This is a genomic window from Vibrio variabilis (genome assembly GCF_003263785.1).
GTDB lineage: Bacteria > Pseudomonadota > Gammaproteobacteria > Enterobacterales > Vibrionaceae > Vibrio > Vibrio variabilis.
Window position 1 is genome coordinate 254,148 of record NZ_JYJK01000073.1, and the last position, 16,763, is coordinate 270,910.

A 16,763-nucleotide genomic window follows, 5' to 3' on the forward strand; every position below is an offset into this window, starting at 1 on the left:
TCACTATGAAGCTTATTGATGCAATCACTAATACTCGTCTATTGTTGCTGGTTACCGCATTAGTGATCGTCAGCGGCCTAGCGGCATTTACTTCATTGCCACGCGCAGAAGATCCAATCATTAGTAATCGCTTTGCCAACGTCACCACCAGCTTCCCTGGTGCGAGCGCCGAACGCGTAGAAACACTGGTCACTGAAGTCGTAGAAAACAAATTGCGCGAGCTGAGTGAAGTTAAGCTGCTCACGTCCAGTTCGCGTCCTGGAGTCTCTATCGTCACGATTGAACTCAAAGACGAAGTGACAGAGCCAGAGCCTATCTGTCAAAAGCCAGAGACAAACTTTCCGATATTGAACCGTTGCTTCCAGTGGGAACAGCACCACCCGACCTCGATAGCGATCATACCTACGCATTTACTATCATCTCTTCACTGACTTGGGAGGGTGCAGGCGAACCGGATATTTTGACACTCGGTCGTTATGGTAAGGAGCTGGCGAAAAGGCTACGCACTTTATCTGGCACCGAGTTTGTTGACGAATACGGCATGCCGAAAGAAGAGATCCAAGTGAACCTACGAACCGCAGACACTTCCGCGTTTGGGGCATCGAGCATTCAAATCGGTGATAGCCTGCGTGGTGCTGATGCAAAGAACTCAGCAGGGCAACTAGTCAGCCAGTTCTCGCGATTCGGCTTGGAAATTGAGTCTGAACTCGATTCGATTGAGCGTATCAAACAGGTGCCTCTTCTTGTCGCTAAGAACGGTCATATCATCCGCGTGGAAGACATCGCAAGCGTCACTCGTAGCCAAAAAACACCAGAAAGTGAAGTGGCTATCATCGATGGCCATCCGGGTGTGATTATTGCCGCTCGCATGGAGCCGGAACTTCGAGTTGATCAATGGAAGGCACGAGCAAAAACGGTCATCCATCAGTTCGAACGCGACCTTCCAAGTAATATCAAAGTCACTCTGTTATTTGATCAACAAGGCTACACCACAACACGTTTGGTCGATTTAGGTAAAAGTCTACTGATTGGTTTTTCTCTTATCCTCATCGTACTTTTTGTCACCCTTGGTGTACGCGCAGCGATACTCGTTGCGATTGCGTTGCCACTGACCTGTATGATCACCTTGTCATTGATGAAAATGACGGGCATTCCTATTAACCAAATGTCAGTCACCGGACTCATTGTCGCGCTGGGGATCATGGTCGATAATGCCGTGGTCATGGTGGATACGATTCAGAGTTATCGACTCAAAGGTCAAGCTAGATTGGAAGCGACCATCAATGCTATCTCCCACTTATGGGTGCCGCTCCTTGGCTCTACACTGACCACCATTTTGGCATTTGCGCCTATCTTCTTAATGCCGGGTGCAACGGGAGAGTTTGTTGGTGCGATTGCGATTACTGTTTCGTTCTCTCTGGTTGGCTCTTATATTCTGTCGCATACCGTCATCGCTGGCTTTGCGACTATGCTGCTGCCAAGCCATGCCTCTGGCAACCATTGGTATAACAGCGGTCTTCGCATTCCAGCGCTGACCCGTGGATTTAGCCAATCGGTAAGACTCGCCATCAAACATCCCGCTATTTCACTCGTCGCGGTTCTCGCCGTTCCTGTGACTGGCTATTGGAGTATGTCGCAGCTAACCGAGCAATTTTTCCCACCCTCGGACCGAGATATGTTTGAGGTTCAAGTATACCTGCCTCCTCAAGCTAGCTTGTATGCGACCAAAGCGACAACTGAGGATGTCGATACCATTATTCGCGACTATCAGGGCGTTGAACGTGTTGATTGGCTAGTGGGTGCTAACTTCCCTTCCTTCTATTACAACTTACAAGCAACACAAAACAACGCGCCGTATTTTTCACAGGCCATGGTGAAAATGGAAAACTTTCGGCAGGCCAATGCGCTCATTCCTAAGCTGCAAGCTCGGCTAAATCGCGAGCTTCCTGGTGCTCAGATCTTAGTAAGAAAGCTCGAACAAGGCCCTCCGTTCCGCGCGCCTATTGAGCTTCGAGTTTATGGTGAAAACCTAAATACACTCAAAGCGATAGGTGAAGATATTCGTCTTATTTTGGCCAATACACCGCACGTCACGCATACGCGGGAAACGCTTCAACCTGGCACGCCCAAAGTTTGGCTTAAAGTCGATGAAGACACTGCCAAGCTTAATGGCATCTCACTCAATCAATTTGCCAACATGTTGCAGGCTACCTTGGTAGGACGAGAAACCGGATCGGTAACGGAAGGCAGTGAATCGATCCCAATACGTGTTCGAGTCGCCAATGAAGCGCGTGAAAATCTATCGCACCTTAGTAACCTAAGATTACCTATTGCTTCTGAGGTTTACACCACTGGCGTCAACGTATCGACGTTGGCCGAACTGGAACTGACGACCAGTCGCGGTGCCATCACACGCCGCAACGGTGAACGAGTCAATACTATCGAAGGCTATATTCAAGCAGGCGTATTACCACAAACCGTGTTAAACGAGTTTCAACAAAGACTGGAATCTTATACATTGCCCTCTGGCTACCACATTGATTTTGGTGGTGAATCCGCTGAGCGTGATCGCTCGGTGGCATTGCTCATCTCGAATATCTCTGTCGTGGTGGTTTTGATGGTCTTAGTTGTGGTGATGTCGTTCAACTCATTTAGACTAAGCTCGATCATTTTCATGGTGGCTGGTCTGGCTGGCGGTTTGGGTCTGTTGTCTGTGTGGATCTTTAACTACCCGTTTGGCTTTACCGTTATCATTGCCATGTTGGGTATTATGGGGCTCGCAATTAATGCCGCGATCGTCATACTCGCTGAGCTAAGAATGGATGAAAAAGCCGCCAGTGGTGATATCGAGGCCTCGGTTGATGCGGTGATGTCGTGTACTCGTCACATCACCTCCACGACTATTACCACGGTGGGTGGTTTCATGCCTCTCATCATCGCTGGTGGTGGTTTTTGGCCACCATTTGCCGTCGCCATTGCCGGCGGTACAGTACTGACAACGCTATTATCGTTCTATTTTGTTCCTGTCATGTATCGTTTGATGGTGAAGAAACGGCTCAATTCAGGCGCTTCAATTACTTAAACCAGTAAAGCAAACTCCTTGAAAAGCAAACTCCTTAAAAAGCAAACGCCTCATTACGAGGCGTTTTTCTACTCTGGTGGGCTATTAACGGTCTTCTGCGAACATAAATGCCAAAGTCAGATTCACCTGCCACTCCGGACCGAATTCCGCTTGCTGAGCGAACTTATAAGCGCTGAGTCCGACTAGCATCGCTTTTGTCGAGGAGAAAGGGACGGCCTGAGTAAATCCACCACCGATTGGTATGGTCCAGCCATTACCCGATTCGGCTTTCCAATCGTAAGTAATCTGCGGTGATGTTGAGATAGAAAATCCTGGGATGGACTCCACATTGTAGCTGACAAACGGTCGAAATAGTGATGTAGAGAAATCGCCATTTTGTCCCCAAAGATGACCCGCAACCCCAGTCAAACCCCAGTTGCCAATTTTGGTCACCACTACCCCGCTTAAGCCACCACCCATACCGGCGGCTTCGAGATAATCTTCACTCGCGGTTGGCAGCGAGATTTGTGGTCCGATACCCCATTTGATATCACCAGCATCCGATGGGCCAATGAAACCTTGCAGTATCACATCACTTAAACCCCAGTTGTCATTGCTGGTTGGGTTTGGCGATTGAGCCAAATTGGAAGGCTGGTCTCCGGTGGTAGGCCAACAACCGGGACGATAACCCTTGGGATAAAGTTAATACCATATTCTGGCATCGGAATCGCGTATAGGCCTTGCAGACGGATAAGGCCTGCGGTTTCATCTGACTCCTCAAATCCACCATAAACGGCATTCTCCGCAATCACACCACGAAAGTTACCAAGCGGATCTTGCAGTACACGACCAAAATTACGTTTCGCATCCACTATCCATTCGTCATTGTCGGCTGCCAGTGTCGGGAGAGCGAGTGTTGATGCGAGGAGAGCAGTTGTTACATTCTTCATATTTATGTCCTTTTTTTGTTTGCACATTAACATAAGTGTCACCACTTACTTCACATGTAACTAACTATTTCAGCGTAAACAAAACATTACGTTTATCTAAAGCAGCCACATTAGTAATACTCACCTTGTTGATTAGAAAAACTCGTGCTCGCGCCCCACATTCTCACCCAGCGATAAAACATGTAACAAATTTTGTCTGTTAACATAAGAATGGATATTTAAACCACTTAATATGAATTATTAAGGACAAAGTTATGTGGAATAAACTAAACAAATCCATGATGTTCTGCCAAATGATGTTTGGTCTGTCATTTTACGGCGTCATGGTCATCTTGACTCGATTCTTCCTCGAGAACCTCGATTACAGCGAAGCGGATACTATGATGGTGGTCGGCGCCTTCTCATCTATCGGCCCACTGTTCGCCATTGCAGGTGGCTTTATCGCCGACAAATTTCTAGGCGCGTATCGCTCTTTAACTATTGCCTACCTTGGTTTTACCTGTGGTTATGGTCTGCTGGTTTTGGGCGCGTCTACCGTTAACATTCCAATGAGTCTCGCTGGTATCGCACTGGCAAGTTACGCACGTGGCTTAATGTCCCCATCTTACCCAAGCCTTTATAAGCGCACGTTCAAAAGCCAAGAAGACTTTGAAAATGGTTACCCTGTTAACTATTCGGTGAACAACATTGGCGCCCTACTTGGTCAGTACTTATTCCCAATGTTTGTGTTGGTGATTGGCTTCTATGGCAGCTTTGCGCTTTCGGGCATTTTGGCGTTTACGGCTCTGTTTATGCTGTTCACATTCAGAAAACAGCTACAAGGAATCGGTGCGGATATTGATAAAGCGCCAGTCTCTAACGCGAACTGGGTAAAATTTGCAATCACTTCCGTGGCCATGATCGGCATGGTGTTCTTCATGTTCTCGAACATGGACATTGGTAAAAACATCGTTTACGCCATCGGTTTGGCTGCGATTGGTTATTTCATCTCACTGATGTTCAAAGCAGAAAAAGCCGATGCACTTCGCATGGGTACCATCATCATTGTTACCGTTCTAACGACAGCGTTCTTTGTCTACTACGGACAAATGATGACATCAATGACTATGGTGACCATCAATACAATGCGTGGTGATTTGTTTGGCATCATTCCAATCGCACCGGAAGCATCCATGTCGATGAACCCACTTTGGTGCATTGTCGCGGGGCCGGTGATAGCCGCGACGTTCTCTGGACTAGAAAAGCGTAATATTCACTTCACCACTGCTACCAAGATTGGTTTTTCATTCATCATGACGGCAATTGCGTTTGGCATCCTAGCGTTTGCAGTTAAGAACGTGGGGGAAGATGTGATTATCCGTCCAGAGGTGTTCCTCGTTATTCACTTCTTCCAAGCGTTTGCTGAAGTGATTGTTGGATCGCTAGTAGTTGCGTTTATCCTATCGGTAGCACCTAAACACATTGAAAACTTCTCAGTGAGTCTCTTCTCGGTGGCGATTGCCCTATCTGGCATTGTCGGTGCCGTCTTCTCCACCTCAATTGCGGCAGAGAAAGGCCAGGAGATCACCCAAGAGTTCGTCCAAACTGTTTACGGCGACTACTTTGGTTTATTGACCATGCTAGCCGTTGTCATGGTGCTCGTTGCTCTGCTCTCATCCATTGCAATTCGCAAGATGCTTGCCGCAGCGGATGCTCATCAACCGAAAGAGCAAGTGGAACTGACCGAAGCGGAAAGTTAACCATAGAAAAGGCTCGCTATTTTAAATGTAGCGAGCCTTTTTCTTCCCACTAAACCCAACTCAAAACAGGCTTAGTTGACGTTAATGCTGCCATCACGCTGGTCATACATTTCAGGCGTAACATGTAAGCCACCTGAGTAGCCTGCTTTTTCCAACATCTCCCTCACTTGCCTCACATCCTCTTCCGTCACTGGCACTTCACGCGCCCCCAGATGCAGTCGAACGAAGGTTATCAACTCTGCCAGCTTTTTATCTGACAACACATCTTCAAAGCTCGCCATCGGCATAAAGTTGCGCTCTTTGTCTAAGTACGTCGGTTGGAGCCCACGAATCGTCACAGCGATTGTGTTGAACGGATCGCTGTGCATTATGATGCCGTTATTGAGCAAAGTTGGTGCGATAGGGTCACGACCTCTACCGTCAGGCCCGTGGCACGCGCCACAGGTTTGGTTGTAAGTGGCATAAATCTCTTCTGAATAAGCAGCCTCATCGAACCCTTTTGGCTGTAGTTGCACCGCAGTGGCACTAATGAAGTTGTTGGTATCGCCCTTTAATAAGTAGTAAGACATGGATTCAATGTCTTCTCTGGTCATCAAACTCAAGCTGTTTTTGATCACATCAGCCATTCCAGCAAACGCACTGCCTTTGTCAGAATGACCCGTGTGAAGAAAATCGGTGAGAGATTTTAGATCCCAACCATCGATGTACAATTCGTCGGCAGTAATGTTAGGCGCTTGCCATCCATCGATTAAATTGCCTTGGAATATACGATCATTATCCAGCGCTTGAGCGATATTTCTTGGCGTATGACACTCCGAGCAATGGCCCAATCCTGCAACCCAATATTTGCCCCGCTGCCACTTTTCTACATCCTCGACGTTACCCTGGATCTCTACTGGCACCTCGTAAGTCATTGGCGTGCGATCGGCAAAGGCAATATCCCAAGCTAACAGACCTAAGCGTATGTTCGATGGGAACATCATCTGATTGGCATCATTGCGTCTTGGTACAGCGGCAATGGATTGCATGTACTCCCACATATCGCGCAAATCTTGCTCAGTCACATGCTGGTAGGAGGTAAACGGCATTGCTGGATACAGATACCCATGCCTTCCCTTACCATCAACAAGAGCCGCTCTAAAGTCCTCATAGTCATAACTGCCAATACCTTCAGTGACATGAGGCGTTATGTTGGTTGAGTAAATGGTACCAAATGGCGTGACAAACGGCAGGCCACCAGCAAACGGCTCTCCACCTTCAGCACTGTGACAAGCCACACAGTCTCCTGCATGAGCCAGATACTCGCCGCGCTCAACCGCCTCTGCATCCAATGACGCAAGTCGGATGTTGTTTTGCAACCGAGCGTGTGTGATATAAGCACCAATCGAAAGGATTTCATTTTGAGTGAGCTGCTCACCAAAGGCTGGCATGACATTATTCAATCCCTCACGTATAGTGTGTTGGATCTCTTCTATGCTTCCGCCATGAAGCCAAATGTTGTCAGACAGATCGGGGACGCCCGTTTCCGTATTCACTAAGCGACCGTCGCCATGGCAAGACGAGCACGTTTTCACAAACAGCTCTTTACCCAGCTCCACCTTGACCTCCGGCACATCGGTATGACGTTGGTTGAGCGATGCGAGGTAGTAAGAAATTTTGGCAATTTCATCTGGCCTTAACACCTCTACCCACCCCGGCATCGCACCATTCTACCGAGTTCGATGGAATGGATGATGGCCTCGTCTGAACCACCATACATCCATTCATTATCGATGAGATTTGGGAAGTGCTTCGCTCCCTGTGCGTTGTCTCGATGGCACGCAGCACAATGGGTTTGGAACAACATTCGCCCTGAAGCAACTATCTCAGTGTTGTCCGCCAAAGCATGAGAGACTGATCTTGCAGTTGGGAAAACTGCTCATCAAGGCTTGTCGTCGGTGTACTGAGTTTGTCGTCGGCTTGGTCGTAATTGAGCAAGCCTGACCAACCGCTGATCCCCGGGTATAAGATTAGATAGCCAACAGAGATAACGAACGCAGCAAAGTAAGAAACAAACAGTATCTTTGGCGGCGGCGCATCTTTTTCTTCAATCCCATCGAACGTATCCAGCACTTTGTCTTTGTCCGCTTGATGGTTATTGCGCCAGTACTTAACAATCACAGCGACCATTAGAGCGAAGAATACGACGGTGCCAACGGCAGCCCATAGAGTCCAGAAACTACTCATTGCACACTCTCCCCAGCCGTATCGACACCAAGACTTTGCAAGTAGCGGATCAGCGCTTCACCTTTGGTTTTGCCTCTGACCTGTAACCTTGCGTTGGCTATTTCATCCTCAGAATAAGGCACGCCAAGTGCTTTCAGCGTTTGCATTTTTCCGGTAATGGCATCGCCAGACAACACCTGTTCGAACAACCAAGGATAAGCAGGCATGATCGATGTGGGGACAACACGACGCGGGTCAATCAGGTGAATCTCATGCCATTGATCTGAGTACTTTCTACCGAGGTTCGTAAGATCGGGTCCCGTGCGCTTAGAGCCCCAGAGATTCGGAAATTCATAAATATCATCAGACTCTTGATTGGCGCGGCCATTGCGTTTTATTTCAGGTTCAAGTGGGCGAACCATTTGCGTGTGGCACACATGGCACCCCTCACTGATATAGATATCTCGCCCTGCCACCTCTATCGCGGTAAGTGGCTTCGCTTGACTTTGTTGCACGAGCTCAGGGGTACGTAACAAATTTGGAAGCACCCATACTAAAATGGAGAAAGACGCCACCACAGCGGTCGATACGATCAATATGACCAAAGACTTAGTAAAATCAGCATTCATGATACGCCTCCTTCACTACTCACCCGACGAGTAAGCGGCATACGCACCGTATTGTAGAGGTTCAAGACCATCAGGAATAAGCCAAGAACAAATAGCGCGCCGCCAAAGAAGCGCAAGAACAACCAAGGTGCTTTGAAATTCATCGCTTCAACAAAACTGTATTGCAGCTCGCCATTTTCGCCTTGTGCAAGCCACATCACCCCTTCTCCGATACCCGCTATCCAAAGCGCAATGGCATATAAGGCAACACCAGCATGAGCAAGCCAAAAGTGCCACTTAAGCAACCTTGATGACCAAAGTTCGTCTTTGCCCCATAACTTAGGGATGAAGTAATAGAACACGGCTATCCCAGACATACCTACCCAACCCAAGGCGCCTGAATGGACATGCCCTATCACCCACTCACTGTTGTGCGCAATCATGTTAAACCAACGGATCGCAAGCAGTGGTCCTTCAAATGTGGCAAGACAGTAGTAGAGAATGGCTGATAAGAAAAACAGCATGATGTAATTGGTTTTCAGCTTCTGTTTGTTCTGGAGTAAGGTCATCGCGCTGTTAAACGCCCCAGCCCAAGATGGAAGCCAAAGTATTAACGACATCACGATACCAATATTCTGCACCCACAGTGGCACCGAGCTGTAGATGAGATGGTGTGTACCAGCCAGGTATAGAAGCCCACCAAACCCAAAAGTGAATAATCGAAAGACGGTAAGAGTAGATGGGTCTATCGGCAACTTTAGGTATGAAGTAGTAGTTCATACCAATGACCCCAGCTGTGAGTAGGAAACCGACGGCGTTATGCCCCACCACCACTGGACAATAGCATCCTGCGCTCCGGCATACACGGAGTATGACTTCATAAACGAAGCTGGCATAGCCAGATTATTAACGACAAATATCATCGCAATCACGATGATAAACGCCGCAAAGAACCAGTTGGCAACAAAGATGTGTTCGACTTTTCGCTTCGCTATCGTACCGAAAAACAGCACACCATAAAGCACCCAAACCAACACGATCAGTAAATCGATTGGCCACTCGAGCTCAGCGTATTCTTTTGATGTCGTGTAACCCAGCGGCAACGAAATAAGTGCAAGCAGCAGCACCAACTGCCAGCCCCAAAATACCATCCAAGACAAACTTTTATTGAACAGTGCACATTGGCATGTGCGCTGAACAATATACAGAGAAGTCCCCATCAATATGTTGACGACAAATCCGTATATCACACCAGAGGTGTGGAGCGGTCGAAGCCGGCCGAATTGAAAGTACTCGGAGTCAAAGTTGAGCACTGGCCAGTAGAGCTGAGCAGCCAAAATAACGCCGATTACCATACCGGCAACTGCCCAGATGAGTGACGCTAAGATAAAGTAACGTACGACTTTGGTGTCGTAATTGTTCGCCCTAATGTCCATAAAGGCTCCTTCACTGCTTGTTGGCATCAGAGCCTAATCGAGAGTAGTAGTAAGCGATGTCAGCGATGTCTTGCTCACTCAATGCGTCGGCTTGTTGCTGCATCAACACCGCAAGGCCGCCGCTGCGTTCTCTGGTTTGATAGCTTCGAAGAGCGGTCATCAGATATCCCATCTTTTGACCTTGTAAGTTGGGGTAGGACTCTATGCTGGAGATACCTTCGTCACCGTGACAGGTGGCGCAGGTTTTGGCTTTCTCCATGCCCACTTTGAATCGCTCATCTGCGAGCGTCTGAAATGAAAACAGGAGTGTTCCAGTAAAAAGACCCAGAATCACCCTGGAGGTAAATTTACCCATGATGCGCTTCCTTGTTTGACGAAAGTCAGGACTGCATGCTTACTGACGTAACGCTTACCGTGTCTGATAAAGCTAGCTTGATTAGAAAGCATAGTAACGGGTTGCGTCGTCAGTCAAAAAGCACAAGCGATTGGTGCCTGTTTTCTCTATTTAGGGAGACGTGCCCGTCTCTTAACGTCGCTATGACCTGACGTTAACTGCTACGCGCTAGCAACAACAATAGTGCAAACAAGGGCGTATTTTCTTTGAGGGTATATTTGGCAAACCTTACAAACTCGAACGACAAGGTTTGCCAATAATTATGAGGATATTAGGGAAACAAAGTCTGTCGCTGTCAGCGGTTTAGCAAAGGCATAACCTTGGCCAAACTGACAACCATGCTGAGTAAGAAAATCGATTTGCTGTTTGGTTTCAATCCCTTCTGCAACCACGCGCAAATCTAACGCGTTGCCCATGGCGATAATCGCAAGTACCAGCGCGTTGCTATCACTTTCCTCTGGCACATCATTGACAAACGAGCGATCAATCTTGAGCTTGTTGATCGGCAAGCCTTTCAAATAAGAAAGAGAAGAATACCCGGTACCAAAATCATCCAGCGAAACATCAACGCCAAGCTCTCGAAGCTCATTCAATGTATTGAACGCATGCTGCTGATTATGAAGAAGAAAGCTCTCGGTAATTTCAATCTCCAGTTGTTCTAAGGGAAACTTCGTTTGCTCGGTAATATCGGCCAACTGTTTTACAAATTCCGCTCTTTGCAGTTGTAAGGCGGACACGTTAACCGCCAGTTTTCCAAAGAAAAGCCCCTGCTCGAGCCACGCTCTTCCTTGCTGACAAGCGGCTTTTAGCACCCACTGTCCAATGTGTTGTATCAATCCTGTCTTTTCTGCAATTGGGATGAAAAGATTGGTGGGATAAAGCCAAGTTCAGGATGTTCCCAGCGAAGCAGCACTTCTACGCCGACTAAAGCGTTATCTTCAAAGCGGTATTGTGGCTGGTAAGCGAGCGAGAGCTGTTCTTTATCGACGGCATCATGAAGGGCAGATTGGATGCGAACATGCTGCACCGATCGATCGGTTAAATCAGGTGAGTAGAACGCGTAGCCACTGCGGCCGTTCTTTTTAGCCAGATACATAGCCGTATCGGCATTTTTGAGCAATGTTTCACTATCGTAGCCGTCATTCGGATATCGTGCGACGCCAATGCTGCCCGATACGCGAAGATGTTCATTTTGCTCAAATACGAACGGTGTATTAAACACCCCTAAGGTCTGATCGATAATATCGAGCAGCATCGCTTCACCATCATAATCGGTAAGGATAATAACAAACTCATCACCACCAATTCGGCCTATCGTTGCATTCCCTGCTTGCATCGCTTGCAAACGCTCAGCAACTTGCGCTAAAAGCTGGTCACCAAACAAATGCCCTTTGCTATCGTTGATATGTTTAAAATGATCAAGATCGAGAAACAAAGTCGCAAACGGAGTATCACTCTTTTCGCCCAAAGCAATGCTTTGTTCCAATAGATGGGTAAGGTGAACACGGTTAGGTAAATTGGTTAACGGATCAAAGAAGGCCATCCGGCGCAGCTTCTCTTCGTGCGCTTTACGAAGTGAAATGTCCTCAAATACACAAATATAGTGCAGGATCTCATCGCTTTCATCGGTAATAGCACTGATAGTCGCCAACTGAGGGTAAATACTGCCGTTCTTTTTGCGGTTGATGAACTCCCCTTTCCACTGACCATACTCCCTTAACTGTCGCCAAAGCTCAGTGTAGAAGTCTGGATGGTGCTGACCAGATTGAAGAAAGCTCGGGTTGCGCCCTATGACTTCAGCTTCTTCGTAACCGGTAAGGGCGGTGAATGCACGGTTAACGTCCATGATATTCGCGTTGTGATCAGTGATCATCATGCCTTCTTGGAAATTGTTAAATATCTCTGAAGTAAGCGATAACCGAGCTTCTACTTGCTTTCTTCTTGTGGCATTGCGGGTCATACCAATGATACCGACCAGGTCGCCGGTCTCATCCTTTATTGGAGATTTTACTGTCTCTAGCCAAACTTCGTTACCTTCTTTATCTAGCGCAGCGCACTCTTCAACCGTTCGCTGACCGCCATTAGCGATCACTTTCTCATCAATACGTTTAAAGCACTCAGCACGTTCCTTGCTAAATAGCTGTTCGTCGGTCTTACCAACGATATATTCGCGAGAGTGGCGCCAAGCGGTTTCGCTGGCTTCGTTGACAGCAACATATTGACCATCAGCATTCTTGACCCAAATATGGTCATCGAGTGCATCAATAAATTGCTGAAGCGTAGGAAGATTTTTTAAAGGCATGATACAGAAACTCAGAACTACTCATTCGTTCGGCTAGGCCAAAGATCCCTCGGCCGAAGTTTCAACATATCGTACTAAATGAAAGTGAAGATTTATACCGAACAGATGTTTGAATGTGAAGATTGTCAGTACCTCTAAAGGGGCAAAGTGCAAAGCTAAGTTTACAATTTCTCACATTTTACCCCTAAATAGACCGCTACTCGGCATAGCTAAAACTTATGCAAACAGCGTCATTCTAAGCTGTTCAAGGGAATTCACTTCATAGTGTGGACGAATACCCTCAGGCGTCTGAGCACCTCGCGTGTTTAACCAACACGTCTCAATACCAAAGTTAATACCGCCAAGCACATCGGAATGAGGATTGTCGCCCACCATCAAAATTTTAGTTTTACATGGTAGCCCCATCAATTGATGAGCATGGTCAAAAATCCCAAAATCCGGTTTCGCTACGCCCACTTCCTCAGAGATAACCACATGTTCGAAGTAGTCACTAAGCCCAGTGCGCTCAAGACGAATCGCTTGCAGCTCAGTAAAGCCATTGGTAATGATGCCGAGCTTTGCCTTACCTGAAAGAGCATCAAGCAGCTCTTTTGCCCCCGGCAACAGAGTACAAATATCCGCCATTGCCTCTAGGAATGCAGAATTTAGCTCAAAAGGGGTGATTCCAAGTTTCGCAGCCCAACCTTCAAAACGGATGGTTTTCAGCTCATCAGCAGTGATTTTTCCATCTTGATAGTCCACCCATAGCGGCTGATTAACCAATTGATACGCGTCGTAGTCGTCACGCGTGAAATTGACGCCAAAACGCTCAAACATCAGCTTCATGCCACCAAATGAATCAAAGTGGAACAGCGTCTCGTCCGCGTCAAATAGAACCCAATCGTACTTCATTATTGTTGTATCCCTAGTGATGAACCGCGGAATTATACCCCCTCAAATGGCGAATAGGTACTGAGGAAGAAGGTTGATTTTTAAATATGCATTTCATGCATACATTACTTCACTAAATGTCATTTGAGTCATACCCAGTAGATCATTACACTGCGCGCTCTTTTTTAACGCCACTTTTGCGCATCAACGCGAATTGAGTTTATGTCCTCACAATCCATTTTTGCTCAGATAATACGAATGTTGCTGCTTCTTGCCGTGGCATTGATGGCGGTGCACCACTCACCCGCCTTGCTCGACCTTTTGGCCAAGCAAGCCATTAACAGTGGGTGTCACCAACAAAACCCATCTGATCCTATGGATCACTCACACCACCATCATCACTAGAGTGTTATTACAATGAGTATTTTCCGCTTTCCAGCCCTAGTTTGGCTGGGTATTGGCATCCTTATCGTCAGCTTGGGCATTCGCCAGTCATTTGGCATTTTTATGATGCCAATTTCCGACCATTTCCAAACAGGGCGTGAGTTTTTTAGCTTCGCCATTGCGCTGCAAAACTTACTGTTTGGTATGTTTCAACCCTTTGTTGGTATGGCTGCGGATAAATGGGGCTCAAAACGCATCATTTTAATGGGCTCTATCGCCTATGCAGTGGGCTTGTATTTGACCTCTGTCACCACAGAAGCCTCTGTGCTTTATTTTTCACTCGGCGCATTAGTTGGCTTGGGTCTAAGCGCAACGAGTTATGTAATTGTTCTCGGCGCTGTTGCTAAAGTAGTACCTGCTGAACACGCTGCTAAAGCATTTGGCCTGACTACCGCGGCTGGATCGTTCGGTATGTTTGCGATGATTCCTGGTGCCCAGTTGATGTTAGAAGACATGGGCTGGCAAGGCGCGCTACAAGGCTTTGCTGTGCTTTGTACCATGATGATTGCTTTCTCACTGTTTATGAAGTCAGCCCGTCCCGCAAATAGTGCTAATGGCGCTGCTGAACAAAACGAGCTAACACTAAAGCAAGCGCTCAAAGAGGCCTTCAACCATAAAGGCTACTGGCTTATCCATGCTGGTTTCTTCGTTTGTGGCTTCCACGTAATGTTTATCGCGACGCACTTACCAAGCTACTTAGCCGATAAAGATCTTCCTGCTAGTAGTGCAGCACTGGCGCTTGCTTACGTGGGTATCTTCAATATCTTTGGTTCGTACTTCTGGGGTTTGATGGGCGATAAGTTCAGTAAACGCCATGTGATGTCGATGCTGTACTTATTTAGAACGGTTGTGATTGCGGCATTTGTGACGATGCCAGTCACTGAACACACTGCGGCGCTATTTGGTGGTGCCATCGGTTTTTGTTGGTTGGGTACAGTACCGCTGACCTCTGGCCTCGTTCGTCAGATCTTCGGCGCGCGTTACCTATCAACCTTGTACGGGTTGGTGTTCTTCACTCACCAAGTAGGCAGTTTCCTTGGTGCTTGGGCTGGCGGTAGGATTTACGATTATTACGGCTCTTACGAGCCTATCTGGTGGTCAACGGTTGTTCTGGCTTTTGCAGCCGCGCTTATTCATTTGCCAATCAATGATAAGCCTTTACGCCCAATTGCAACGGCAACCGCTTAGCTAGCACAACCCAATCTCATTAAGCCAACGTTTGTTCGTTGGCTTTTTTCTATTTTTAAAAGGTCAGTGTGACTTCAATCGCTAACTTCGATAGTTGCGACTTTTCTCCTATGGCAAGAGAGTGAAAAGTTTCCTAGGATTAGAGCATTCACTCATACTTGGAATTACATTGTGGAAATTGATCAACAAAGTCCCGTAGAAGACTCGCAACTCGTCAAATGGCTAACGAATAAGCTCGGTGACCTCGCCAGTGCACCACAGGTAAACGCAGAGGCGCTAGACCGCAGTGATATCTTTGAGCTGAGTAAGGTGATTTCTGACTTCTTTGCCCAGGAGCATGTCGCGCACAACGACAAAAATTACGCCATTGTTTACGGATTGATTACTGGCTACCGCGCCGATCAGGCTGTGTCTCATCAAGAGATGTTGGATTACCTCTCCAGTTGCGTGTTTCTATTCCAAAACTAATTCGCGACTGCAAACAACCCGTCTACGACTAACGTCAAACCTTGAAGGAGGTTTGACGTTTTTGTTTGTGTTTTTCAACCGCGAAGCGATCAACAAGCTCACTTTGTACAGACGAAAAAAAGCCCTTCACAAGGAAGGGCAATAGTACCATCGCTTATAGTTATAGTGATATGCCAGTAAATTCTGTCACTCGCTAATGCTGTGATTCAAAATGAATCGTGCGATAAATAAAAATTGTGTTCAAACGATAACAAGCGTTACGCTGCCATTAACCAAAGTCACCGTTTACGTAGCCTTGAGTACGGTCATCACTTGGGTTAGAGAAAATAACCTGAGTGTCGTTGTGCTCAACCAGTTCGCCCATTAGGAAGAACGCAGTGCGGTCTGAAATACGACGCGCTTGCTGCATTGAGTGAGTAACGATAACGATGGTGTAGTCTTTTTTCAGCTCTTCCATCAACTCTTCGATTTTGTGCGTCGCGATTGGGTCAAGTGCAGACGTTGGCTCATCCATCAGGATAACGTCAGGCTGCATGGCAATCGTACGAGCGATACACAGACGCTGCTGCTGACCACCAGACAAGCCAAACGCATGTGACTTAAGACGATCTTTTACTTCGTCCCAAAGCGCTGCACCGCGAAGCGAGCTTTCAACCACTTCGTCGATGTGCTTCTTGTCTTTGATGCCTTGTGCACGCAGACCGTAAGCCACGTTCTCATAGATGCTCATTGGGAATGGGTTTGGCTTTTGGAATACCATACCGACTTTGATACGTAGGTCAGCAACGTCGATGTTGCCGTAGATGTCCGTGCCATCCATTTCTAGAAGACCTGTGATCTTAACGCCTTCAATAAGGTCGTTCATGCGGTTCAAACAGCGTAGCAGGGTCGATTTACCACAACCTGATGGACCGATTAGCGCCGTTACTTGGCGAGTTGGGATCGGTAGGTTGATCGATTTCAGTGCTTGGTTGTCACCGTAGAAAAGGTCTAGATTTTCAATGTTAAACTTGTTCATGTCTTTATTCTCTAAATTCTTTGTCGTGTAGATTCGAGTTTTCATTGATGGCTTGGCTCTTTATGTTCTGGCCTCATCAT

Annotated in this window: 10 protein-coding genes and 4 pseudogenes; 5 read left to right on the forward strand and 9 right to left on the reverse strand. The window is 47.2% G+C overall.

What is annotated here, in order from left to right; translation table 11 throughout:
- Nucleotides 1–5: 5 nt before the first annotated feature.
- A pseudogene (locus TZ48_RS12095) lies at nt 6–3,082 on the forward strand (efflux RND transporter permease subunit).
- Between the two features lie 84 nt (nt 3,083–3,166).
- Here the strand turns inward: TZ48_RS12095 and TZ48_RS12100 are convergent.
- Complete coding sequence (locus tag TZ48_RS12100; RefSeq protein WP_162674562.1) at nt 3,167–3,703, reverse strand: hypothetical protein; 537 nt, start codon at nt 3,701–3,703, stop codon at nt 3,167–3,169.
- Nucleotides 3,658–4,011 (reverse strand): hypothetical protein, encoded by a 354-nt coding sequence (locus TZ48_RS12105; protein ID WP_112479326.1) that lies wholly within the window; start codon nt 4,009–4,011, stop codon nt 3,658–3,660. Before TZ48_RS12105 ends, TZ48_RS12100 begins: the two co-directional genes overlap by 46 nt.
- Before the next feature lie 254 nt (nt 4,012–4,265).
- Between TZ48_RS12105 and TZ48_RS12110 the strand changes: the two genes are divergently transcribed.
- Nucleotides 4,266–5,750 carry a peptide MFS transporter gene (locus tag TZ48_RS12110; protein ID WP_112479327.1) on the forward strand — a complete coding sequence of 495 codons (1,485 nt, stop codon included), beginning with the start codon at nt 4,266–4,268 and terminating at the stop codon, nt 5,748–5,750.
- 71 nt (nt 5,751–5,821) lie between these two features.
- Here TZ48_RS12110 and TZ48_RS12115 read toward each other — a convergent pair.
- The 6 genes and pseudogenes from TZ48_RS12115 to yjjG form a co-directional block, all read right to left on the reverse strand.
- Nucleotides 5,822–7,976, reverse strand: a pseudogene (locus tag TZ48_RS12115) (c-type cytochrome).
- On the reverse strand, nt 7,973–8,584 hold the full coding sequence (locus tag TZ48_RS12120) for a cbb3-type cytochrome c oxidase subunit II (RefSeq protein WP_112479329.1): 612 nt from the start codon (nt 8,582–8,584) through the stop codon (nt 7,973–7,975). Before TZ48_RS12120 ends, TZ48_RS12115 begins: the two are co-directional and overlap by 4 nt.
- A pseudogene (locus tag TZ48_RS12125) lies at nt 8,581–10,026 on the reverse strand (cbb3-type cytochrome c oxidase subunit I). Before TZ48_RS12125 ends, TZ48_RS12120 begins: the two are co-directional and overlap by 4 nt.
- The gene (locus TZ48_RS12130) at nt 10,010–10,354 is read right to left on the reverse strand and encodes a c-type cytochrome (protein ID WP_112479330.1); all 345 of its coding nucleotides are present in this window, start codon (nt 10,352–10,354) and stop codon (nt 10,010–10,012) included. The pseudogene TZ48_RS12125 and the gene TZ48_RS12130 overlap by 17 nt, the downstream one beginning before the upstream one ends.
- A gap of 299 nt (nt 10,355–10,653) precedes the next feature.
- Nucleotides 10,654–12,695 (reverse strand): annotated as a pseudogene (locus TZ48_RS12135) (sensor domain-containing protein).
- A 216-nt stretch (nt 12,696–12,911) separates the two neighbouring features.
- The gene (yjjG, locus tag TZ48_RS12140; protein WP_112479331.1) at nt 12,912–13,586 is read right to left on the reverse strand and encodes a pyrimidine 5'-nucleotidase; all 675 of its coding nucleotides are present in this window, start codon (nt 13,584–13,586) and stop codon (nt 12,912–12,914) included.
- Between the two features lie 237 nt (nt 13,587–13,823).
- Between yjjG and TZ48_RS12145 the strand changes: the two genes are divergently transcribed.
- The 3 genes from TZ48_RS12145 (at nt 13,824) to TZ48_RS12155 (ending at nt 15,665) form a co-directional block, all read left to right on the forward strand.
- Nucleotides 13,824–13,970, forward strand: coding sequence for a hypothetical protein (locus TZ48_RS12145; RefSeq protein WP_420822936.1), 147 nt, complete (start codon nt 13,824–13,826; stop codon nt 13,968–13,970).
- A 12-nt stretch (nt 13,971–13,982) separates the two neighbouring features.
- Nucleotides 13,983–15,197, forward strand: a complete 1,215-nt coding sequence (locus TZ48_RS12150) for an MFS transporter (RefSeq protein ID WP_112479334.1) — start codon at nt 13,983–13,985, stop codon at nt 15,195–15,197.
- A 171-nt stretch (nt 15,198–15,368) separates the two neighbouring features.
- Nucleotides 15,369–15,665 carry a hypothetical protein gene (locus TZ48_RS12155; RefSeq protein WP_112479335.1) on the forward strand — a complete coding sequence of 99 codons (297 nt, stop codon included), beginning with the start codon at nt 15,369–15,371 and terminating at the stop codon, nt 15,663–15,665.
- A gap of 268 nt (nt 15,666–15,933) precedes the next feature.
- Here TZ48_RS12155 and pstB read toward each other — a convergent pair whose 3' ends face one another.
- The gene (gene pstB, locus TZ48_RS12160) at nt 15,934–16,683 is read right to left on the reverse strand and encodes a phosphate ABC transporter ATP-binding protein PstB (RefSeq protein WP_239670817.1); all 750 of its coding nucleotides are present in this window, start codon (nt 16,681–16,683) and stop codon (nt 15,934–15,936) included.
- Between the last annotated feature and the right edge of the window lie 80 nt (nt 16,684–16,763).

Coding starts and splice junctions, on each gene's coding strand:
- TZ48_RS12105 (WP_112479326.1), bottom strand. CDS start 4,011: ATGAAGAATGTAACAACTGCTCTCCTCGCATCAACACTCGCTCTCCCG.
- TZ48_RS12110 (WP_112479327.1), top strand. CDS start 4,266: ATGTGGAATAAACTAAACAAATCCATGATGTTCTGCCAAATGATGTTT.
- TZ48_RS12120 (WP_112479329.1), bottom strand. CDS start 8,584: ATGAATGCTGATTTTACTAAGTCTTTGGTCATATTGATCGTATCGACC.
- TZ48_RS12130 (WP_112479330.1), bottom strand. CDS start 10,354: ATGGGTAAATTTACCTCCAGGGTGATTCTGGGTCTTTTTACTGGAACA.
- yjjG (WP_112479331.1), bottom strand. CDS start 13,586: ATGAAGTACGATTGGGTTCTATTTGACGCGGACGAGACGCTGTTCCAC.
- TZ48_RS12145 (WP_420822936.1), top strand. CDS start 13,824: ATGTTGCTGCTTCTTGCCGTGGCATTGATGGCGGTGCACCACTCACCC.
- TZ48_RS12150 (WP_112479334.1), top strand. CDS start 13,983: ATGAGTATTTTCCGCTTTCCAGCCCTAGTTTGGCTGGGTATTGGCATC.
- pstB (WP_239670817.1), bottom strand. CDS start 16,683: ATGAACAAGTTTAACATTGAAAATCTAGACCTTTTCTACGGTGACAAC.